The sequence below is a fragment of the Salinifilum ghardaiensis genome, from assembly GCF_054491345.1.
In genome coordinates, this window is the sequence record NZ_CM137101.1 from 1363702 (window position 1) to 1385671 (window position 21970).

Genomic DNA, 21970 nt, shown 5'->3' on the forward strand with positions numbered 1-21970 from the left:
TCCTCACCACCGCAGGTGGGGACCGTGTGATCGGAGCGGCATGGGCCAGAACCTCTCCACGCGCGCAGCCCGGCGGGCAGGCGGCCGCGGGGCGATGCTCGGCGCGGTCTTCCTCATGGCCACCAGCGCCATCGGCCCCGGATTCCTGACGCAGACGACCGAGTTCACCGTGCAGCTCGGCGCGGCGTTCGCCTTCGCCGTCCTCGTGTCCATCCTCGTCGACATCGCGGTGCAGCTGAACGTCTGGCGCGTCATCGGCGTCTCGGGACTGCGCGCGCAGGACCTCGGCAACCGGGTGCTTCCGGGGCTGGGTTACGCGATGGCCGCGCTCGTCGTCTTCGGCGGCCTCGTGTTCAACATCGGCAACGTCTCCGGCACCGCCCTCGGGCTCGACGCGCTGTTCGGCCTCAACGTCAAGATCGGCGGCGCGGTCTCCGCGCTGATCGCCATCGGCATCTTCCTCAGCCGCCGCGCCGGGGTGGCCATGGACCGCATCGTCGTGGCCCTCGGCGGCGCGATGATCCTGCTGACCCTGTACGTCACCGCCTCCTCCGCCCCGCCGGTCGGCGAGGCGCTGCACCAGTCGGTGCTGCCCGAGCAGGTCGACTTCCTCGCCATCACCACGCTCATCGGTGGCACCGTCGGCGGCTACATCACCTACGCCGGCGCGCACCGCATCGTCGACGCCGGTCTGACCGGCCCCGACCGGGTCACCGAGGTCAGCCGCAGCTCCGTGGTGTCGCTGCTGGTCACCGGCGTGATGCGGATCGTGCTGTTCCTCGCCATCCTCGGCGTCGTCGCCGGCGGGGCCACGCTGACCGGCGGAAACCCCACCGCCGCGGCCTTCGGGCACGCCGCGGGCGAGGTCGGCGCGCGGCTGTTCGGCGTCATCCTCTGGGCCGCCAGCCTCACCTCCGTCGTCGGCGCCTCCTACACCTCCGTGTCGTTCCTCGTGACGTTCTCGCCGAAGCTCTCCGCCGCGCGGAACTGGCTCATCGGCGCGTTCATCGCCGTGTCCGCGGCGGTGTTCCTGCTGCTCGACCAGGCCCCGAAAACGCTGCTCGTGCTGGCCGGGGCGGTCAACGGCCTCATCCTGCCCGTCGGGTTCGGCGTGCTCATGTGGATCGCGCTGCGGCGCACCGACCTGCTCGGCGGTTACCGCTACCCGCGGTGGCTGCTCGTGATCGGCGTGCTGGCCTGGCTGCTGACGGTGTACCTGGGGGCGAACTCGTTGTCCGGAATCGCGGAGCTGTGGAGCTGACATGGACCTCAACGCCGATCTCGCCGAAGGCTTCGGCCGCTGGGAACTGGGCGATGACGACGCCCTGCTGGGCATCGTCACCAGCGCCAACGTGGCCTGCGGCTTCCACGCCGGGGACCCGTCGGTCATCCGCCGCGCGGTCGAGCGCGCCGCCGCCGGGGGCGTCGCCGTCGGCGCGCAGGTCAGCTACCGCGACCTCGCCGGCTTCGGCCGCCGCTTCATCGACATGCCCCCGGCCGAGCTCACCGACGACGTGCTCTACCAGCTCGGCGCGGTCGCCGGCTTCGCCCGCGTGGCCGGAACCGAGCTGCGCTACGTCAAACCGCACGGGGCGCTGTACAACGCGATCGTGCGGCACGCCGAGCAGGCCGCCGCGCTCGTCGACGCCGTGCGCGCGTTCGACCCCGGCCTGGCGGTGCTCGGCCTGCCCGGGTCCGAATGGCTCGACCAGGCCGAACGCGCGGGCCTGCGGGTGCACCGCGAGGCCTTCGCCGACCGCGCCTACACCCCCGAAGGCACGCTGGTGCCCCGGCGCGAGGAGGGGGCGGTGCTGCACGACCCCGGACGCATCGCCGACCGGTGCGTCCGCCTCGCCCGCGGCGAGCCCATCGAAGCCGTCGACGGCACGGAGATCACCGCGCAGCCCGACTCGATCTGCGTGCACGGCGACAGCCCCGACGCGGTGGCCATCGCCCGCGCGGTGCGGGACCGCCTCGCCGCGGCGGGGGTGCCGCTGCGCCCGTTCGCACCGGAATCCCGGTGAGGCCGCCGATGCGTTTCCTGCCCTGCGCCGACTCCGGGCTGCTCGTGGAGCTCGACGACCTCGACCAGGTGCACGCGCTCTACACCGCGCTCGCAGCCGACCCGCCCGCCGGAGTGACCGACCTGGTGCCCGCCGCGCGCACGCTGCTGCTGCACCTCGACCCGCGCACCGCGGACGCGGCCGCCGTCGAGCGCGCCGTGCGCGCCACCCGGCCCGCAGGCGGGTGGCAGCGCACCGCGGACGTGCTGCAGGTGCCCGTGGTCTACGACGGCGCGGACCTCGCCGAAGTCGCCCGGCTGACCGGGCTGGCCGAGCGCGACGTCGTCGACCGGCACACCGCCACCGAGTGGACCGTCGCCTTCGGCGGCTTCGCCCCCGGGTTCGGCTACCTCGCCGGGCAGGACTGGCAGCTGGCGGTGCCGCGCCGCACCGAGTCCCGCACCCGCGTGCCCGCGGGCGCGGTCGGCCTCGCCGGGGAGTTCAGCGGCATCTACCCGCGCGAATCCCCCGGCGGCTGGCAGCTCATCGGCCGCACCGACCTCCAGGTCTGGTGCGTCGACCGGGACCCGCCCGCGCTGCTGCGGCCGGGCGTGCGCGTGCGGTTCCAGGAGGTCCGATGAGCGAGCTGGAAGTGCTCTCGACCGGTCCGCTGGCCACGGTGCAGGACCTCGGACGGCCCGGGCTGGGCCACATCGGCGTCGGCACCTCCGGCGCCGCCGACCGCGGCGCGTTGCGCCTGGCCAACCGGCTGCTGGCGAACCCGGAGGGCGCGGCGGCCGTCGAGGTCACCCTCGGCGGCCTGGAACTGCTGGCCCGCGGCCCGGTCACGGTGGCGCTGACCGGTGCGCCCTGCCCGCTCGGCGTCGACGGGCGCGGCGCCGCGATGCACGCGGTGCTGCGGCTCGACGCCGGCAGCACCCTGCGGCTCGGCCGGCCCGAGCGCGGCCTGCGCACCTACCTGGCCGTGCGCGGCGGGATCGCGGTCGAGCCGGTGCTCGGCTCGCGCTCCACCGACGTGCTCGCCGGGCTCGGGCCGGAACGGCTCGCCGCGGGCGCGCTGCTGCCGGTCGGGCCGGCCCCGGCCGCGTTCCCGTGCGTGGAGCAGGCGCCGGTGCCCGGACCCGCGGACGGGGTGCTCGAGCTGCGCGCGGTGCCCGGCCCGCGAGCCGACTGGTTCACCGCGGACGCGCTGCGCGCGCTGTTCGGCGCGGAGTACGCGGTCACCGCCGACAGCGACCGGATCGGCATGCGGTTGTCCGGGCCGCAGCTGACCCGCAGCTGCGGCGGGGAGCTGCCCAGCGAAGGCATGGTCGCCGGTGCGCTGCAGGTGCCGCCGTCCGGCACGCCCACGCTGTTCCTGGCCGACCACCCGGTCACGGGCGGATACCCGGTCATCGCCGTCGTGCCCGCGGCCGACGTCGACCGGGCGGCGCAGGCCCGGCCGGGCCAGGCGGTGCGGTTCCGCCGCGCCGGTGGAGGAGCACCGGGGCCGGCCCCGGTGGGGAAGGAGGAGCGATGACGGCGCCGGAGGCGATGACACCGCAGGAGGCGCGGGAGGCGTTCCGCGCGGGCCTGCGCGCGCCCACGGCCGGCTACAGCGCCGGCCGGGCGCAGGCGAACCTGCTGGCCGTGCCGCGCGAGCACGCCTACGACTTCCTGCTGTTCGGGCAGCGCAACCCGCGGTCGTGCCCGATCATCGACGTCACCGAACCGGGCGCGGTCCGGGCGGAGTCCTTCGCCGGGGACCTGCGCACGGACCTGCCCGCCTACCGCGTGTACTCCGACGGGCAGCTGGTCGAGGAGCGCGGCGAGGTGGTCGAGCTGTGGCGGGACGACCTCGTCGCCTTCCTCGTCGGGTGCAGCTTCACCTTCGAGTCCGCGCTGCTCGCCGCCGGCGTCGAGGTGCGGCACCTGCGGGCCGGGTGCAACGTGCCGATGTACCGCACGAACCGCCGCTGCCGGCCCGCCGGCGGCCTCGCCGGGCCCGTGGTGATGTCGATGCGGCCGGTCCCGGCCGAGCAGGTGGCCACCGCGGTGCGGGTCACGGCCCGCTACCCGGCGGTGCACGGCGCCCCGCTACACGTCGGCGACCCGCAGCAGCTGGGCATCACCGACCTGGACCGGCCCGACTTCGGTGATCCGGTGGAGGTGCGCCCGGGCGAGATCCCGGTGTTCTGGGGCTGCGGCGTCACCCCGCAGGCGGCGGTGATGGACTCGCGGCCGTCCTTCGCGATCGCGCACGCGCCCGGGCACATGGCGATCACCGACGAGGCCGACAGCGCGTTCCTCGTGCCCTGAGCCCGCGCGTGCCCGTGATCGGGTGAATCGCCCGATCTGTGGTGTGCGCCCGCTCCGTCCCGTGTTGACTGCCCCGAGATCAGCACGAGGAGTGGCGGAGGTGCGCGTGAGCACGCGAGCGGAGCGGTGGCGCCGGGCGGTGGCGGCGGCGAGCGCGGTACTGGTGGGCACGACGCTGGCGACGGCCTCGGCCGGCGCCCGGGAGGGTCCCGCACCGCAGCCCGGCGCGGTGCCCGAGGTGCAGTGGGACACCTGCGCCCCGGAGGAGCTGGAACCGGTGCCGCCGGACGAGCGCGACCGGTACGAGTGCGCGCGGTACCCGGTGCCGCTGGACCACAGCGCCCCGGAGCGCGGCAGCGTCGACCTCGCGCTCATGCGGCGGAAGGCCGCCGACCCCGAGCGCCGGATCGGTTCGCTGTTCGTCAACCCCGGAGGCCCGGGCGGTTCCGGCTACACCATGCCCACCCAGGCGGGGAAGTGGCTCGACGACCGGGTGCTCGAACGCTTCGACGTCGTCGGCTTCGACCCGCGCGGCATCGACCGCAGCACCCGGCTGCGCTGCTTCACCTCGGCCGAGCAGGCGCGCGAGGTCGCCGAGCGGATCACGCCGGTGCCGGTCTCGGACGAGCGCATCGCCGAAACGCTCGGGGCCTACCGCGACCAGGGGCGGCACTGCGAGCGCAACGCGGGCGCGCTGCTGGACCACATGAGCACCGCCGACGTGGCGCGCGACCTCGACCTGCTGCGGGCCGCGGTGGGGGACCGGAAGCTGACCTACGTCGGCTTCTCCTACGGGACGCTGCTCGGCGCGACCTACCTGTCGCTGTTCGGCGAGCGCAGCCGCGCGGTCGTGCTCGACGGCAACGTGGACCCGCAGCTGCGCACCACCAACGGCGTGGAGTACGACCGGCAGCGGGCGCGCGGGTTCGAGATCGCGCTGCAGGCCTTCCTGCGCGAGTGCGACAGCTCCGGGCGGGGCTGCGCCTTCTCCGCGGGTGATCCGCGGGCGAAGTTCGACGCCATCCGCGAGGAGCTGCGGTCCGGCCCGGTCACCCTGCCGAACGGGGTGACGCTCACGCTGAGCACGTTCACGGCGGGCGTCGGCAGCGCGCTGTACGACATCGGCGACCTGGCGCCGCTGGCCGCGGACCTGCAGCTGGTGCACGAGCACCTCACCGGCGCCGCGGTCGGCCAAGCGCAGCAGCTGCGGGTGCTCGACCGCACACCGCACCGGGCGCCGTACGACGGCGGGCCCGCCGTCCCGCAGCGGGAGGAGGACTACGTCGACGACGCCTACTTCGGGGTGAACTGCACGGACAAACCGATCCCGCGGATCCCCGAGCTCGTGCCCGGCATCGCCGCGGCGTGGGAGCACGAGTCGCCGACGTTCGGCCGCTACCAGGCGTTCAGCGACGTGGCCGCCTGCTCGAACTGGCCGCGCACCGCCGACGACGCCCACCGGGGGCCGTGGCACAACAGCGCGGAGAACCCGGCGCTGGTGTTCGGCAACCGCTACGACCCCGCCACGCAGCACGCGTTCGCCGAGCGCATGGCCCACCAGCTCGGGCACGCCGACCTGGTCACCGTGAACAGCTTCGGGCACTGCATCCTCGGGCAGAGCGCGTGCGCCGACCGGATCGCCGCCGACTACCTGATCGAGCTGCGGCGGCCTGCTCCGGGGCAGACGTGCTCCTCCGACGAGCAGCCCTTCGGCACGGCGTGAGCGGTGCGGGAGGCCCGCCGGGGCGAGGAGCGCGGACGGCGTGCGGAGCCGGAACCGGACGGGGCGAGGAGCGGACCGGGTGCCCGCTGGCGCGGGGCTTCGGGCACGTCTCGTCGGACCGCGGCTTCGCTCGCCGTCGCCGCGCCCGGCCGCCGGCATGCCGGGCCGCCGGAGTGCTCGGACACCGGTAGTGCCGGGGAGGTGGGTGAACCCGCACGCGGTCCCCTGCCCGAGGAGAAAGAGCGGGGGACCGCGTCACGTGGGAAGGACCGGTGCGCCGGTCGCCTCTCGGCGTTGTGGCGCGACGCCGCTCCAGCCGAACGGTATTCCGCGAAGGCGATGGGTGAGGCCCGGGGGACACGGGCGCACCGGCCAGTCAGTGCAACACGGAGCCGGCGGACGCGGCATCCCGGTGCGCACGTGACACCGCCCACGTTCGGCAGTGCTCCGGGCGACCGCCTCCGTCCGGTTCCGCGAGCCCCTCGCCGCCCGGGGGGTGGACCGGGGTGCCGCTCCGGTTCGGCGGGCGGGTTTGCGGCGGGAGGGCGCCCCTGCCGGTGAGCCGCTGCGGTGCGGGCGCGTCCCCGCGGGGCGGCCGGCCCGCCGAAATCCTTCCCGGAGCTCTTCCGAAAATGCTGTTCCGGCCGCGGCGCAGCGTTTTTCTCGGCGCCCCGAAAGGAATGTTTTGCCGCCCCCGGAAAGCATTTTCTCCGGGTGCTGCCGTGCGATGTTTTGCATTCCTCGCAATTGTCTGTACGGTTCGTTCGTGAAAGGGGCGGTGCCGCGCTCGCCGTTCGGGAAACCTGCTGCGCCGCAGTTGGTTCGGATTTCCGCGAGCCAACTGCGAGCAGCGGCGGCGGAGGGCCGGGCGCGAATGCGAACGCAGAATTCCGCCGCGGTCCGAGTGAGGGGAAACACGGGCGATGTTGGCCAGCTTCGCGCTCAGCGCCGGCGCGATTTTCGTCGCAGAACTCGGCGACAAGTCGCAGTTGATGGCGATGACGTTCGCGACCCGCTACCGCGTGTGGCACGTGCTGCTCGGGATCACGCTGGCCACCGCGGTGGTGCACGCGCTGTCGGTGGTGCTCGGGTTCGGCGTCGGCCAGCTCGTGCCGGGGGACTGGGTGACGGTGCTGGCCGGGGTGGCGTTCCTCGGTTTCGCGCTGTGGACGCTGCGGGGGGACCACCTCACCGCGGAGGACCAGCGCCGCGCCCACCGCCCCGCGGTGTCGGCGCTGCTGCTGGTGACCACCGTGTTCCTGCTGGCCGAGCTGGGCGACAAGACGATGCTGGCCACGGTCACGCTGGCCACGCAGCACGACTGGTTCGGCACGTGGCTCGGCTCGACAGCGGGCATGGTGCTCGCCGACGCGCTGGCGGTCGGCGTCGGTCTCGTGCTCGGCAGGAAGCTGCCGGAGCGCGCCGTGCGCTACGGCGCCGCCGCGCTGTTCGTCCTCGCCGGGGCGTGGTTGCTGGTCAGCGGCATCACCGGCCTGGCCGCCGCCTGAGCCCCGCCCACCGCAGCCGCCCCGCCCACCCGCCCCGGGGAACATTTCCCGAGAGATGTTCCCCGGGCGCACCGCGGGACCTGCAACATCTGCAACGAGTATGTTTATGTTGCACGAGCGGTCGTTCGCGGTGAGGGGCACGATGTCGAAAACCGTCGACAAAGCGGTGCGCGCGCTGGAGGTCCTGGCCGGAGGGCCGAAGAAGATCTCCGAGCTCGCTCGCGAACTGGACGTGCACAGCTCCACCGCGCTGCGCATGCTGCAGCCCCTCGTCGACTCCGGGATGCTCGCGCGCGGGCCCGACGGCCGCTACCGGCTGGGGCTGCGCCTGGCCGACCTGGGCCAGCAGGTGCTCGAGGACATGGACCTGCGCGCGACCGCCCGGCCGCGGCTCGTGGCCCTCGCCGAGGACGTGCGCGCCACGGTGCACCTGGCGCAGCTCATCGACGAGCAGATCGTCTACGTGGACAAGATCGAGAGCTCCGCGTCGATCCGCACCTGGTCGCGCATCGGCCGGCCGGTGCCGCTGCACACCGCCGCGGCCAGCAAGGCCATCCTGGCGCGCCTGCCGGAGCGGCGCCGGGAGGAGCTGCTCGCCGCGCACAGCTTCACCCGCCACACCGAGAACACCCTCGCCGACGCCGCGGCGCTGCGCGGACACCTGCGCGGGGTCGTGGAACGCGGCTACGCCACCGACGACGCCGAGTTCGAACCGCTGGTGCACTGCGTCGGCGTGGCGGTGCCCGCCAACTCGGGTCAGGTGGCCGCTGCCGTGTCCGTGACCACCGTGCGCGCCCGCCCGGACCCCGCCGAGCAGCACGCGCTGGTCACCAAGCTGCGCGAGACCGCGGCGGCGCTCGGCGCCGAGCTCGGCACGTCCCCGCGCTAGGGGAACCCGCCCCTCCGGGCACGACGGCCGCCGGAACTGAGGAGGAGACCGTGAAGATCACCCAGCTGCGCACGTACCAGGTGCCGCCGCGTTGGCTGTTCCTGCGCATCGACACGGACGAGGGGATCGTCGGATGGGGCGAGCCCGTCGTGGAGGGCCGGGCCGGGACGGTCCGGGCGGCCGTCGACGAGCTGTCCGACTACCTCGTCGGCGCCGACCCGGGACGCGTCGAGGACCACTGGCAGGTGCTGACCAAGGGCGGTTTCTACCGCGGCGGTCCGGTGCTGTCCAGCGCGGTCGCCGGGATCGACCAGGCGTTGTGGGACATCAAGGGCAAGGCGCTCGGCGTGCCCGTGCACGAGCTGCTGGGCGGTCCGGTGCGCGACCGGATGCGCGTGTACTCCTGGGTCGCGGGCGACGAGCCCTCCGCGGCGGTCGAACACGCCGCGCAGCGCGTGGCCGAGGGCTTCTCCGCGGTGAAGATGAACGTCGCCGGGCGGATGCGGCAGCTGGAGACGACGGCGGAGATCCGCGCGGCCGTGGAACGCGCCCGCGCCGTCAAGGACGAGCTCGGCCCGCACGGCGACGTGGCCATCGACTTCCACGGCCGCGTCTCACCGCCGCTGGCGCGGCGGCTGTGCCGCGAGCTCGAACCGGTGCAGCCGCTGTTCGTCGAGGAGCCCGTGCTGCCCGAGCTGTCCGGCGAACTGCCCCGCGTCGTCGACAGCACCACCGTGCCGATCGCCACCGGCGAGCGGCTCTACTCCCGGTGGGACTTCGCCGACGTGCTGCGTTCCGGCATCGCCGTGGCGCAGCCGGACCTGTCGCACGCCGGCGGCGTCTCCGAGTGCCGCCGCATCGCCGCGCAGGCCGAGGTCCACGGCGTCGGCCTCGCCCCGCACTGCCCGCTCGGCCCGATCGCCCTGGCCGCCAGCCTGCAGGTGGACTTCGCCAGCCCGAACGCGCTGATCCAGGAGACGAGCCTGGGCATCCACTACAACCAGGGTTCGGACGTGCTCGACTACCTGGTGGACACCGCGGTGTTCGACTACTCCGCGGGACACGTCGCGCGCCCGACCGGGCCGGGACTGGGCATCGAGGTCGACGAGGAGGCCGTGGCCGAGGCGGAGAAGCGCGCGCCGCGCTGGCGCAACCCCGTGTGGCGCCACGAGGACGGCTCGTTCGCCGAGTGGTGAGCAGGTGCGGCACCGGCCGCGGAGCGCGGCGTGCCGCGGGCGCGTAACGGCACCGCTCGCCGCTCGTTGCCGACCCGGAGGTGGCCATGACGTGGATGCTGTACGGCGTGACCGGCTACACCGGCCGGCTCGTGCTCGAGGCGGCGCTCGCCCGCGGGCACCGGCCCGTGCTGGCGGGGCGGGACGCGGCCGCGGTCGCCGCGCTGGCCGCGCCGCGCGGGCTCGACTACCGGGTGTTCGACCTGCGCGACCCCGACGCGGTCGCCGCGCAGCTGTCCGGTGTGGACGCGGTCGCCCACTGCGCGGGTCCGTTCTCGGCCACCGCCGAGCCGATGGTGCGGGGGTGCCTGCGGGCGGGTGCGCACTACCTGGACATCACCGGTGAGATCGACGTGTTCGAAGCGGTCTACGCCCGCGACGAGGAGGCGCGGCGCGCCGGGGTGGTGCTGCTGCCCGGTGCGGGCATGGACGTGGTGCCCACCGACTGCCTCGGCGCGCTCGTGGCCGAGCAGGTGCCCGGGGCGCGCCGGCTGGATCTGGCCATCCGCACGAGCGGCAGGCTCAGCCCCGGCACGCTGAAGAGCGCGTGGGAGGGCGTGGCCCTCGGCGGACGCGCCCGCCTCGGCGGCGAGCTGCGCACCGTGCCGGTGGGCTGGCGGCGGCGCGACGTGGACTTCCCCTCCGGGAGGGTGCGCGTGGCCTCGCTGCCCTGGGGCGATGTCAGCTCCGCCTACCGCAGTACGGGCATCGGCGAGATCACCACCTACACGCGCTTGCCCGGTGCCGGCGGGCGCGGTGCGGCCCTGCTGCAGCGGCTGGCGGCCACCGGCCCGGTGCAGCGGCTCGGCCGCGCGGCCCTCGGCGCGCTGGTGCGCGGCCCGGACGCCGCGGCCCGGGCCCGCAGCCACCTCGAGGTCTACGCGGAGGCCAGCGCCGCGGACGGAACGGCGGTGGCCGCCACCCTGCGCGGGCCCGATCCGTACGACTTCACCGCGGACTCGCTGGTGCGGCTGCTGCAACGGCTGCTGGCCGGCGCAGCGCCCGCCGGGGCGCACACCCCGGCCACGGCGTTCGGGCACGGCTTCGTCCGCGAGCTGGACGGGGTCACCGTCTCCGACCCCGCGCCCGTGCCCGCGCCGCGCACCTGAGCTCCCGGTCCCGGCTCCGCGCGGCCGAGCCGCTGCACCGGGCCGGTGGCCGCCGGCCGCTCCGGCGCCGCACCGCGCCCGGCACCCGCCGGGATTCGCGAGCCGGGCAGTTGTGATCTCCGTCGCGGCCGGACCGCGCCGCTCCGCGGGCAGGTACCCTCCCCGCGGGTGATGCGCGGCCACGCGCGCGCCGACCCCGCAGCGGTGGAGCAGGCAACCGGCAGCTCGGACACGGAGGACGGTGTGAAACCGAAGAAGGTCGCAGGAATCGTGGTGCTCGTGCTGGTGGGCTACGCGGTGTTCACCAACCCCGTCGGGTCCGCGGACATGGTCGGCGGCGTCGGCGGGTGGCTGCAGGGCTCGGCCGAGTCCGTGATCACGTTCATGCAGAACCTCACCGGCTGATCTTCTACTCCAGCCCGGTGCGCAGGTCCTCCAGCAGCTCCGGCAGCACCGCCTCCTCCGCCGCGGTGCGCCCCGCGGTGCCCAGCAGCTCGGACAGCTGCGGATCCCACGGGGTCGCCACCGGCTGCCCGGACAGCACGCCGAGGTCGCGGCGCTCGGCCGCGGCCCGGTCGAGCGCGGCGCGGTAGTCGGCGGACCCGAGCCGCCACGGCTGCGCCCCCTCGGCGTGCAGCGCGGCGGCGACGCGCAGGCCGGCCCAGTCGAAGTCGGCGTGCACCCGCACCCGGGCGCCCGCGGTGAACAGGCGGCGCAGCAGCTCCTGCGCGGCGGGCGAGCTGCCGTCGTCCACGGCCACGAGCGGGTGGTGCACCCCGGCGGCGAGCGCGGCTTCGAGCACCCGCGGGTTCTCGCACACCGCCACCGGCGTCCCGGGGGCCACGAGGGGGTCCGGCGCGGCCCGCAGGTCCGCCAGCGTCACGTGCGACGGCGCGCCTGCGCGGGCGCGCGGCGCCGCCATCTCGGCGGACTCCCACGGCAGCGCCCAGCACAGCACCGTGTCGCTCACCCCGTCGGAGGCGACGCGGGCGTGCCCCCAGACCGCCCGGCGCTCCCGCTCGCTCGACGGTGCCGCCAACCCGTGGGCCTCGGCCAGGCCGCGCAGCACCACGCGGCTCAGCGTGGTTCCCTCGTCGAGCAGGTCGGCCGCCCCGGCGCGCGCGGCGAGCTCGGCGCGCCAGGTCCAGCCCCGCCGCGCCGGATCGCCCGCGGTCTCGGCGAGCACCGCGGCGGCCTGCCGGGCCACGGCCTCCTGGTCGTCCTCGGCGACGCGGCCGAACTGGCACACCCAGGTGCACCAGGTCGCGGCCCATGCGGTGCGCTCGAGCCCGTGCGCGGCCAGGGCCCGGCGGAACGCCTCGTACTGGGCGGCGTGGCGCTTCTCGGCCAGGGCCTCGGCGGAGTCGGCCCGCTGCACCGGCGAGTCGTGCAGGATCTCCACGACCTCGCGCAGCCCCAGGCCGAACCTGCTCGCCCGCACCGCTGCGTCCAACTTGGACACGTTGATGCGGGTGCCGTCCCCCCACAGCGGGCGGCCGTAGAGCTCGCCCACCGCTCGGCGCGTCTCGTCGTCCGGCAGCTCCAGCCGGAACGTCGGTGGTGCGGAGGGTGATTCCAGCGCCTCGCGGGCGCGCTGCCACAACCCGCGCAGCGGTGCGATGTCCCATTCGGCCCGCAGGTCCTGTTCGATGCCCATCGCCCCCAGGGTACGGGCCCGCCTCACCAGTCGGAGCGCTCGATCGCCCGCCCGTGCTCCCGGTCTGCGCGGGACGGGCCCGCCTTCTGCCCCGGGAGGAGCCGTTCACCAGTCGGAGCGCTCGATCGCCCGCCCGTCCCACGTGGTGTGCGTGCAGGCGATGCCGTGCCCGCTGCGCGGGCGCAGCACGTCGTAGATGTGCATCCGCGGGATCTTCGGCGACACGCCCCACCCGCTCGGCCAGGTGATCAGCCAGTCCATGTCCAGGTCCACGAGCAGTTCCAGCATCCGCGCCACGGTCGGCTCGTCGAGCCGCTCGAAGGCCTCGTCCAGCAGCACCAGCCGCAGCGGCCGCAGGTCCGCCGCCGAGACGCTCACCGCGTCGTAGAACGCGGCCGCCGCGGCGAACAGCGTCACGTAGGAGATCAGCCGCGTCTCCCCGGAGGACAGCTGCCGCAGCCGCCGCACCCGGGCCGAGCCGTCCGGGGCGGTGTCGCGCACCCGCACGGTGAAGGTGAACCACGACCGGTAGTCCAGCGCCCGCCCCAGGACCTCCGCGTAGCCGCCCGCGGCACTGTCCCGTTCGGACTCGATGAGCTTGGTGAACACACGGCGCAGCAGGGCGTCCTCGTCCTGCCCGCGCTCCGCGGCCGGGGTGCGGACCGCGTCGATGGCCCGGCGGAGATCGTCGTCCAGCGCCGTCGACGGGCGCCAGTCCAGCTGCACGTGCACGCCCTGGCTGGAGCGGGCGCCCTCCAGGACCTCGTTCATCCGGTGGCACAGCCGCTCCGCCGTGGAGATCTGGCCGCGCAGCCGGTCGGCGAGATCGCGGATGAGGTAGTCGGCGAAGATCGACTGGTAGCGCTCGTTGAGGTAACCGCGCTGCTCGGCGAGGCGCTCGGCGATGCGCAGCGCCGCCTCCGCCACCGGCTGCGGCCCCTCGTCGCCGGTGATCGTCACCGTGAGCACCCCACCCCGCTCACCGGCGGCGATGTCATAGCCCCCGCTCAGCGACTGCTGCAGCGCCTGCACCCGGTTGAGCACCGTCGCCTCGGAGGCCGAGCGCCGCGAGGCCGCCAGCAGCGCCTCGACGGCCTGCTCCGGCTCCGGTGCGGCCTGCGGCTCGGCGGTCCCCGCCTCGTCCTGCGGGGTGAACGCCGCCGTCCACAGCCCCGGGGTGCGCAGGGCGGCGCGCAGCGACTCGAGCGCCTCCTCCGCCGCCTCCTCGCGGCCCTCGAGCTGGGAGTGCTTGTGCTGCAACTCGGTCTCCCAGCGCGCCGCCGACTCGCGCAGCGCGCTGACCTTCTCCCGCTGCTCGGGCAGGCGCCGCCGCAGCTCGCCGCGCTCGGCCTCCAGCTCGGCGAGCTTGCCGCCGATGTCCTGCGTCTCGTCGGCCAGCGCGGTGGTGAGCTCGGCCAGCCCGGACTCCTGCTCGGCGTGCTCGGCGCAGCGCTGCTCGGCCTGGGTCTCGGCCTCCATCCGGTCGGCCACCGCGGCGTCGTGCCGCAGCAGCAGGTCGCGCAGCTCGGCCGCGGTGTGCAGGCAGCGCGAATCGACCGTGGTGCGCAGCGACTCGATCACGGACACCGCTTCGGTGGCCGCGCGGTGCGCCTGCTCCAACGCGCCCGTCTCGGAGGGCAGGTCCGCCCGCGAGGCCTCCTGCACCAGCTCGGCGTGCTCGGCCTGCCACCGCCGCTCGGCCTGCTCGTGCTCCTGGCGCAGATCGGTCGCCGCCGTCCCGGTCGACTCCACCGCCTCCCGCGCTCCGTCCAGCTTGGCGTGCGCCGTCAGCAGCTCGTCGTCGTCCGGGAAGGACTCGACGTGCTGCTCCAGGCGGGTCACGTGCTCGCTGACCTCGCGGTGCTGCCGCTCCGCCGCGCCGATGTCCTCGCGCAGCCGGGCCAGGTCCTCCTCGAGCTGCGCGATGCGCCGCGTGCGCGCGTCCTGCCGGGCGCCGGCACCGACGAACTCCGCCGCCCCCTTCGGGCAGGCGCCGGAGAGCACCCCGGCGCGCCAGCTGCCGTCGGTGCCGAGCACGAGGCCCGCCGCGGCGTCCCCGGCCGAGGAGGCCACGCCCACGCGGGCGAGCAGCTCCGCGACCCGCTCCGCCGGCACGGGACCGTCCCCTCCGGACACCGGTGCGAGCGCGGTGTCCAGCCCCGTCCAGCTGCGCTCGCCCCGCTCGGTGGCGACCAGGTCCGGCCCGCCGTGCAGGGCGCCGTCCGCGGTCACCCACGCGGTCAGCAGCCCGCTGCCGGTCAGCGCGCCCTCCAACCCGGCGCGGGCCGCCGCGTCGAGGTCCGCGCGGAAATCGACCAGCTCGTAGAAGGCCCTGCCCGCGCGCGGGTCCCGCTCGGCCGTGGCCCACCGCGGGCGCTCCGGCACGCGCTCGGAGCCGGAGCGCAGTTCGGCCAGCTCGTCCTCCCACGTGCGGGCCTGCACGTACAGCTCGGCGATGTGCTGCTCCAACCCCGACACATGCTGCCGCTGCCGGTTCACCCGCGGGCGGGACCACTCGCGGGCGCGGTCGCGCGCCTGCCGCGCCACCGCGCGGTCGCCCAGCACGTCGTCCACCGCGGGCGGTTCCGGCGCGTCCTCGGCCCCGCCGTCGGGCCACTCGGCGATCCACTTGCGGACCTGCTCGACCCACACGGCCGCCGCCGTGGCCAGGTCCTGCTCGACCTGGTTGCGCCGCCCCACCGCGTCCGTCGCGGTCAGCTGCGCCTGCCGGGCCCGCCGCTGCAGCTCGACGACCTCGTCCCGCTCGCCGTCCAACCGCCGGGCGCGCTCGTGCAGGCTCAGCGCCAGCGCGGCGCGCTCCCGCGCGGCCTCGGCGGCCTGCTGCGTGCCACCGGTGACGGTGCGGAAGGAGGCGGCCAGCGCGTCCGCGTCCGGCCGCGGCGGGTGGAGCCGGTCCACCTCCAGCAGTTCGCTCTCGGCCTCGACCGCGGTGCGCGCAGCCACGCGTTCGGTCTCCGCCTCCGCTGCGGCCACCGCCGGCGGACGCGGGACCAGCTCACCGCCCAGCCCGGCCGCCCGCAGGCAGTGCGCGGCGTGCTCGGCGCGCTCACCCGCGGCCTCGGCGTCGGTGGCCAGCCGCCGCAGCATGCCCACCACCGACTCGGCCGACCGGTTCTCCTGGGCGCGGTGCTTGCTCGCCGTGTCCAGCGCGGTGATCGCCGCCGCCCGCGCGCTGCCGACGAGGCGCTCCCGGTCGCGGACGCCCTGCAGTTCCCGGTAGGCGGGGTGCGCCTGCAGCGCGTCGATGCTCGACTCCAGCTCGCCGTCGCGCTGCTCGAGCTCGGCGACGGTCCCCTCGGCCGCGGTCCGCTCGCGGCGCTGCTCGGCGCACGTCCGCTCCAGCTCGGCGATCTCGCCGCGCAGCCTGCGCAGCTTCTCCCGGGTGTCGCGCACCCCCTGCGCGCGGTCCTGCAGCACGCCGAGGGCGTAGGAGGAGTAGGTCGTCAGGAACGCGCGCAGCGCCCGGTCCGACTCGGTCAGCCCGAGGATGTTCTCCCGGATCGACTCGAGGTCGTCGAACGAGGTGGCCAGCCGCTCCACCAGCGCCGGGTCCAGCGGCGGCAGGGCGTCGGAGAGGATGTTCTCCAGCTGGCCCTCCAGCACCTTCAGCCCCACGTCGGGGTTGCGCAGCGTGCGCTGCAGGTGCAGCAGGTCGCCGTAGCGGGCGGCGGGCATGCCGTAGACGGCGGCCGCCACGCGGGCGCGGAACGCCTGCTCGTCGAGCACGCAGTCCGCGCCGATCACCTCGCGCAGCTGGGCCGCGCTCAACGGCACCCGGTCGGCGGTGACCAGTTGCAGGTCCGATCCCACGCGGAGGGGCGTGATGAACCGCCACGAATCGCTGACCGCCTGCGAGGTCTTCGAGGCCTTCACCCCGACGCCGCAGGTGAGGAACTCCTCCGCGCCGGTCTCGGTGACGCGGCGCAGCTCGACCCAGGCGTAGCCGACCCGGTTCGGACCGCCGGGGTACTCGTCGAGCATGAGCCGCCGCACGCTCACCGTGTCGAAGCCCTTCGACCCGAGCTGGCGCAGGTCCCCGTCGAGGCACAGCGGCAGCAGCAGCTCGAGCGTGCGCGACTTGCCCGAGCCGTTCGTGCCCTGGAAGACCCCGCGGCCGCCGGAGAGGTCGAACGTCGTCTCGGCGTACTGCCAGATGTTCACGATCCCGCCCCGGTGCAGGCGCCACCGGTCCGCCGGGGCGCGCGCGGCCTCCCCGGCGGCCGGTGCCCCCGCGTCGGGGCGCTCGTGGGTGATCGACACCGGATCTGGGCTCAACGTTGCGCGTCCTCTTTCGTCGCGGCCAATTCCGTGGCGTCGAACAGGGGAAGATCGGCCGGTTCCGGCTCCGGCCCGGGCGGCGGTTCGGACTCGCGCCCGGTCGGCGAGGCGTCCGCCCGCGGCAGCCACCGGTGCGCGGCGGGGCTCAGCAGCCAGTCCTGCCCGCCCGCGGTGATCAGGCCGAGGCGCCGCAGCAGGGACAGCACGCTGTCGACCAGCCGCTCGTGGTCCTCCGTCGCCTGCCGCGACCACGCCGACGGGTGCTCCTCGACGAGTTCGCGGCAGGTCTCGGACAGCTCCCGCCGGGTGACCGGGTGGCGGCCGTCCCCGCGGGGCTCGCCGGACAGCAGCCGCGGCAGCGCCAGCAGCGCGATGCGGGCGACCGTGCTCGGGCCGGGGAAGACGACGTCGGTGAGGTAGTCCTCCGGGTCGGTGACCACGACGCCTTCCCAGCGGGACTCGGCGACGAGCCCGAAGAACCGCTCCAGCAGGTGCGACTCCCGGCCCAACCGGTTGCGCAGCCACCGCGCCTGCTCGGCGGGCAGGTCGGAGTAAAGCACCGCGGGGTCTTCCACCAGCCGCCGGCGCACCGCGTGCTCCGGGGAGTCCGCCGGCGGCGCGGCCGCGGTCTCGATCAGCTCCTCCGGCGAGGAGGCCGCGCCGATCGGGCCGACCGCGATCTGGCCCAGCAGGTCCGTGTCGATCGTGATGAGCGCTTCCGAGGAGGACTCGGCCGAGACCGTCCCCTCGGTCTCGGTGATCACGCCCAGCGCGACGAGGTGGCGCAGCGCCGCGGTGAGCACCCGGCGGTCGGCCTGGTCGTCGGTGATCGGCACGCCCGCCTCGGCCGCCGCCGCGCGGATGTCGCTGACCAGCCGCGACAGCAGCACCTGGCGGCCGATGCCGGTCAGCGCGGCCAGGGCCAGGGCGACGTAGGCGTAGCCGCGCGGGGTCAGCGACGGATCGCCGCGGGTGCCGTCGGCGCCCGCGCCCGCCTTGACCAGCCGCGCGAACCGGCGCTCCACCACCAGCCGGTAGCCGAGCAGCGCGCCGAAGAGCTCCTGCAGCACCGACCGGTGGTGATACATCAGCGGCAGCAGCTCGCCGTCCGCTCCGCCCGAGCGCACCAGCGGGCGGCGCAGCAGCACGCGCGCGCAGCGCACCACGTTCGCCGCGTCGATGTCGGACAGCTCGGCGAAGCCGGGCACCGGGTCGGTCTCGCCCGCGCTCATGACACCGCCTCCTGCTGCCCCCCGGTTCCGCCGCCCGCAGCGGTCCCGCCGAGCACGTCCAGTTCCGTGTCCGCCAGCGTCAGCGTGCCCGCCCCGCTGCGGACCCGCGTCCGCGCCCCGGGCCGCGGCCGCACCACCACGCGCAGCCGGTGCACCGGGTCGACGGCGGTGCCCGTCTCCTCCGGAGTCTCCCGCTGGGCCATGGCCAGGGTGAGCAGCTCGCACAGCATGCCCAGCGCCTCGGACGACAGCGCGTGCGCCTGCAGGTCCTGCCCCGCCGCGGCCAGCTCCGCCGCCGCGGCACCGCGCCGCTGGTCGGCCTCGCGAGCCTCGGCCAGCAGGGTGTGCTCGGTCATCGGGTCGTCCAGCACCCGCGAGGTGCGCCCCCGCGCGCCCCGGTCGCCGCGGCCGCGCACGCTGACCGTCACGTCCAGCACCGGGCCGTCCCGCCACGGCACCGACTCGTTGTCGCTGTCGTAGTCCGGCGCGGGCAGCAGGTGCCGCGCCGAGTGCAGGCCGAACGCCGCGGAGGCCAGCTGGTGCGCCTGCTCGGTGCCGGAGTCGGCGAACCACCGCGCCAGGGTGAGCAGCTCCGCGCGCCGCCCCGGCACGATCCCGCCGCCGGAGGTGGCGCGCTTGACCGTCGCCAGCAGCGATCCGATGGCCCGGGCGGTCGCCTCCCGCAGCGCGGCGACCTGGCTGGGCCGTCCGGGCGCGTCGACGAACCAGTCGGTCAGCTCCTGCCAGTCGGCCGCGGTGCGCCCGCGCGCCCGCTCGGTGTCGGCGCCGAACCCCTCCGCCGGGCCCAGCAGCCGCAGCAGCTCGCCGCGCCGGTCCGCCAGCGCGGTCAGCGCCCCGGCGATCGTCTCGGTGTGCCGCAGCACGTCCTCCACCACGCGGTGGATGTAGTCCACGAGCAGGTTGCGGAACCCGGAGATCTCCTCGGGGGCGAGCTGGTGCCGGGTGACCACCTGCCCGAGGTAGGCGTAGAAGTCCCGGACGGTCGCGGCCAGCTCCGCGTGCTGCAGGAACACCGTGGTGACCTGCTCGGCCAGCCGCTCGGTGGCCTGCTCCGCGTCCGCCGGCCCGCGCTGCTCGGCGTCCAGCGCCTCGTCCAGCGTCGCGCGGATCGCGCCCAGCCCGCGGTCGATCGCGGGCAGCAGCTCGCGGGAGATCTCGCGGGCGCCCTCAGGCACGCGCAGCAGCGCGTCCACGTCGCGCTGCACCCGCACGGCCAGCTTGCTCACCTGGTAGCGCACGCTGCCGTGCTGGAACTCGGAGATGCTCGACGCGATCGTCTCGCGGCGCCCCACGACGAGATTGCCCCAGCGCACGAGCTGCCGCAGGCGGTCGAGCACCGTGTCGGTGCCCGATTCGCCGGGGGCGATGCGCCCCTCCCGCTCGGCCGCCGCCAGCGCCGCGGCCACTTCACCGGCCGAGAGGTCCGCCAGCAGCGTCGAGGTGAACAGCCGCATGATCGCCAGGTACGTGCGGTGCTCCGGGGCCTGCAGGTAGGCGAACAGGTGCAACCGACGCGCGCCGTCGGCGTCCTGTTCCGGGGCGTGCGCGGTGGAGGCGCCGAAGGTGTCCGGTGCGGTCGTGCCCGCCACGCCCGCGCGGAGCACGTCCGCTTCGTGATCCGGGACCGTCACGGTCCGCCACGATAACGGGTGCCGGGTGCACCGCTGCGCACCTGCCCAGGCGTGCGCACGAGCGATCCCCCGGCCGGGTAGCGTGGGCGGCCGGTCACCGCGCCCGGTGGCCGGCGATCCCACCGACGGAAGGACAGCACGGTGAGCACGGCACGTGCCGTCGGGCTGCTGCTGGGGGCAGCGGCCGACGCCACCTTCGGGGATCCGCGGCGGGGGCACCCGGTCGCGCTGTTCGGACGCGCGGCGCACGCGCTGGAGCGGCGCGTCCACCGCGACCACCGGGCGGTCGGAGCCGGGTACGTCGCCGTGCTCGCCGGCGGCGGTGCCGCAGCCGGCGCCGCGGCGCAGCACTGGGTCCGCCGGCGGGCGGTGGCGGAGACCGCGCTGACCGCCGCGACCACCTGGGCCGTGCTCGGCGGTTCCTCGCTGGCCGGTGAGGGAGCGGCGATGGCGCGCCTGCTCACCGCCGGGGACGTCCCCGGCGCGCGGGAGCGGCTGGCGCACCTGTGCGGACGCGACGCGGCCCTGCTCGACGAGGAGGGCCTGGCGCGGGCCACGGTCGAATCGCTCGCGGAGAACACCGGCGACGCGGTCGTCTCCCCGCTGCTGTGGGGCGCGGTCGCCGGCGTGCCCGGGCTGATCGGCTACCGGGCGGTGAACACGCTGGACGCGATGGTGGGGCACGTCTCACCGCACTACCGCAACTTCGGCTGGGCCGCTGCGCGCCTGGACGACGCGGTGAACGCGGTGCCCTCCCGGGCCGGCGCGGTGCTCACCGCGGCCTGCGCCCCGCTCGTCGGCGGGTCGGCGGCGGAGGCGCGGCGGACGCGGCGCCGCGACGCGGCCGCGCACCCGAGCCCGAACGCGGGGCAGCTGGAAGCCTCGTTCGCCGGGGCGCTCGGCGTGCGCCTCGGCGGGCGCACCGTCTACCGCGACGCCCCGGCCGGAGGGCCGGCTGCCGAGGGTGCGGCTGCCGGCGGCGCTGCCGACGGCGGGGTTGCCGGCGGTGCTGCTGCCGGTGGTGCTGCGGAAGCGGCCGGCAAAGCCTCCGGCGAAGCGGCCGAGCGGGCCGAGCAGCGGCCGGTCATGGGGCAGGGGCGCGCCGCGGGCGCCGCGGACGTCCCCCGCGCGGTGCGGCTCTCCCGCGCCGTCGGCGCGGCCTCGGCGGCGCTGGCCGCAGGGGTGGCGCTGGCGGCAGGAGCACACCGCCGCGGGCGCTGACGGGAGCGCGCCGACGCGGCACGTGCTGACCGCGGGGGTTCGCAGGCGGTGGTGAGTGCTTCAACGACAGGGTGTCGCAAACACCACCAGCACGGCCGGCCGGGGCGGGCACTGGGCTGACGAGCCGAGCACGGAGTCGGGGTGCCGGTAAGGCAGTCTTGAGTTGAACCGCGGTCGAAGTCCTAGCGTCCGCGGTCGTGGACATTTCTGAGATTCGATCCTGGATTGCCCGCACCGCTGCGGTGGTGCCGGCCCTGCCTGCGTGGACAACGGGCACGACCGTCCTCGGGCTCGGGGCAGCCGTTCGGCATGCGGCGGGCACGGCTACGTTGATGCGGGTGATGCTGTGCGACGCGATCGGCCGCCACGGCTTCCGCGCCGTTGTGCTGGATGGGACCGACCCGCCGTTTGCCACCGCTGCCGCGCTGGACGAGTACGTGACCACAGGCGTCGGTGACCCGGTCGCGCTGCTGGCCGCGAGCCAGGGGTTCCTGCGCACCGCTGAGATCCTCGACCTGCTGCACGCGCTGCGCGCCCGCAACGCCGAGCATCCCAGCGATCCGGTCCGGATCGTGCACGGTCCGGTGTCGTCGGCGACCTCGCTCGAGACGGTCGAGCGGGAGATGGCCGAGCGGACGCTGGCCTGGCACCGCGACACCGGCCACCGGATCGTGCACTGGGCCGGGATCGCGCACGTCGCCGCCGGGGAGTACCGCGGGCTCGCACCGAGTGGCGGCACGCACCGCAGTTCCGGCGGGCACCTCCGCACCGAGCTCGGCGACGGCTACGTCGCGGTCGCGGCCACCGTCGGGGAAGTCGACGACGGGTCGGTCCCTCCGACTCCTCGGCAGTTCACCGAGGCACCGTTGTCGGTGATCGACGCCGGATGGCTCCCGGTCCGCGGAGTCAAGGGCCCACAGGCGGTCCAGGGCTGGCTCGATGGCCCCCTGCAGACCCGACTCGTCGGCCCGCACTACGACCCCGCTGCCGATGCGGTGCACTACGTGACCGGCCCGTCGGTGCGCGAGGCCATCGACGGCTTCCTGTACGTCCGACGCAGCGAGCCAATGCGCCCACTTCGGAGCATTGCTTGAAGCTGCGTTGATGTTGTGGCCCGAGCCCG

General features: G+C 75.5%; 17 protein-coding genes. 13 read left to right on the plus strand and 4 right to left on the minus strand.

What is annotated here, in order from left to right:
- The first annotated feature begins 40 nt into the window (after positions 1-40).
- The 11 genes from ACVGV0_RS06185 to ACVGV0_RS06235 all read left to right on the plus strand — a co-directional run bounded on the left by ACVGV0_RS06185 (position 41) and on the right by ACVGV0_RS06235 (position 11191).
- Positions 41-1261 (plus strand): NRAMP family divalent metal transporter, encoded by a 1221-nt coding sequence (locus ACVGV0_RS06185; protein ID WP_459158896.1) that lies wholly within the window; start codon positions 41-43, stop codon positions 1259-1261.
- Position 1262: 1 nt separating this feature from the next.
- Positions 1263-2024, plus strand: coding sequence for a LamB/YcsF family protein (locus tag ACVGV0_RS06190; RefSeq protein WP_459158897.1), 762 nt, complete (start codon positions 1263-1265; stop codon positions 2022-2024).
- Positions 2025-2032: 8 nt separating this feature from the next.
- Positions 2033-2644, plus strand: coding sequence for a 5-oxoprolinase subunit B family protein (locus ACVGV0_RS06195; RefSeq protein WP_459158898.1), 612 nt, complete (start codon positions 2033-2035; stop codon positions 2642-2644).
- The gene (locus tag ACVGV0_RS06200) at positions 2641-3543 is read left to right on the plus strand and encodes a 5-oxoprolinase subunit C family protein (protein ID WP_459158899.1); all 903 of its coding nucleotides are present in this window, start codon (positions 2641-2643) and stop codon (positions 3541-3543) included. The genes ACVGV0_RS06195 and ACVGV0_RS06200 overlap by 4 nt, the downstream gene beginning before the upstream one ends.
- 14 nt (positions 3544-3557) lie before the next feature.
- Positions 3558-4322 carry a putative hydro-lyase gene (locus tag ACVGV0_RS06205; protein ID WP_459159939.1) on the plus strand — a complete coding sequence of 255 codons (765 nt, stop codon included), beginning with the start codon at positions 3558-3560 and terminating at the stop codon, positions 4320-4322.
- 106 nt (positions 4323-4428) lie between these two features.
- Positions 4429-6045: an alpha/beta hydrolase gene (locus ACVGV0_RS06210; protein WP_459158900.1), complete on the plus strand. Its 1617-nt coding sequence runs from the start codon at positions 4429-4431 to the stop codon at positions 6043-6045.
- Between the two features lie 923 nt (positions 6046-6968).
- Positions 6969-7553, plus strand: a complete 585-nt coding sequence (locus ACVGV0_RS06215) for a TMEM165/GDT1 family protein (protein WP_459158901.1) — start codon at positions 6969-6971, stop codon at positions 7551-7553.
- A 142-nt stretch (positions 7554-7695) separates the two neighbouring features.
- Positions 7696-8442 (plus strand): IclR family transcriptional regulator, encoded by a 747-nt coding sequence (locus ACVGV0_RS06220; protein ID WP_459158902.1) that lies wholly within the window; start codon positions 7696-7698, stop codon positions 8440-8442.
- 50 nt (positions 8443-8492) lie between these two features.
- The gene (gene dgoD, locus ACVGV0_RS06225; RefSeq protein WP_459158903.1) at positions 8493-9638 is read left to right on the plus strand and encodes a galactonate dehydratase; all 1146 of its coding nucleotides are present in this window, start codon (positions 8493-8495) and stop codon (positions 9636-9638) included.
- An 86-nt stretch (positions 9639-9724) separates the two neighbouring features.
- Complete coding sequence (locus ACVGV0_RS06230; protein WP_459158904.1) at positions 9725-10786, plus strand: saccharopine dehydrogenase family protein; 1062 nt, start codon at positions 9725-9727, stop codon at positions 10784-10786.
- 168 nt (positions 10787-10954) lie between these two features.
- A complete protein-coding gene (locus ACVGV0_RS06235; RefSeq protein WP_459158905.1) occupies positions 10955-11191 on the plus strand; it encodes a hypothetical protein in 237 nt (78 codons plus the stop codon).
- Between the two features lie 4 nt (positions 11192-11195).
- Here ACVGV0_RS06235 and ACVGV0_RS06240 read toward each other — a convergent pair whose 3' ends face one another.
- From ACVGV0_RS06240 to ACVGV0_RS06255, 4 genes are all read right to left on the minus strand, one after another.
- Positions 11196-12443, minus strand: a complete 1248-nt coding sequence (locus tag ACVGV0_RS06240) for a DUF2399 domain-containing protein (RefSeq protein WP_459158906.1) — start codon at positions 12441-12443, stop codon at positions 11196-11198.
- Positions 12444-12548: 105 nt separating this feature from the next.
- The gene (locus ACVGV0_RS06245; protein ID WP_459158907.1) at positions 12549-16739 is read right to left on the minus strand and encodes a TIGR02680 family protein; all 4191 of its coding nucleotides are present in this window, start codon (positions 16737-16739) and stop codon (positions 12549-12551) included.
- Positions 16736-17974, minus strand: coding sequence for a TIGR02678 family protein (locus ACVGV0_RS06250; RefSeq protein WP_459158908.1), 1239 nt, complete (start codon positions 17972-17974; stop codon positions 16736-16738). Before ACVGV0_RS06250 ends, ACVGV0_RS06245 begins: the two co-directional genes overlap by 4 nt.
- Positions 17971-19626: a TIGR02677 family protein gene (locus ACVGV0_RS06255; protein ID WP_459158909.1), complete on the minus strand. Its 1656-nt coding sequence runs from the start codon at positions 19624-19626 to the stop codon at positions 17971-17973. Before ACVGV0_RS06255 ends, ACVGV0_RS06250 begins: the two co-directional genes overlap by 4 nt.
- A 141-nt stretch (positions 19627-19767) precedes the next feature.
- Between ACVGV0_RS06255 and ACVGV0_RS06260 the strand changes: the two genes are divergently transcribed.
- Positions 19768-20847: a cobalamin biosynthesis protein gene (locus ACVGV0_RS06260; RefSeq protein ID WP_459158910.1), complete on the plus strand. Its 1080-nt coding sequence runs from the start codon at positions 19768-19770 to the stop codon at positions 20845-20847.
- Positions 20848-21188: 341 nt separating this feature from the next.
- On the plus strand, positions 21189-21941 hold the full coding sequence (locus ACVGV0_RS06265; RefSeq protein ID WP_459159940.1) for an erythromycin esterase family protein: 753 nt from the start codon (positions 21189-21191) through the stop codon (positions 21939-21941).
- Positions 21942-21970 lie beyond the last annotated feature (29 nt).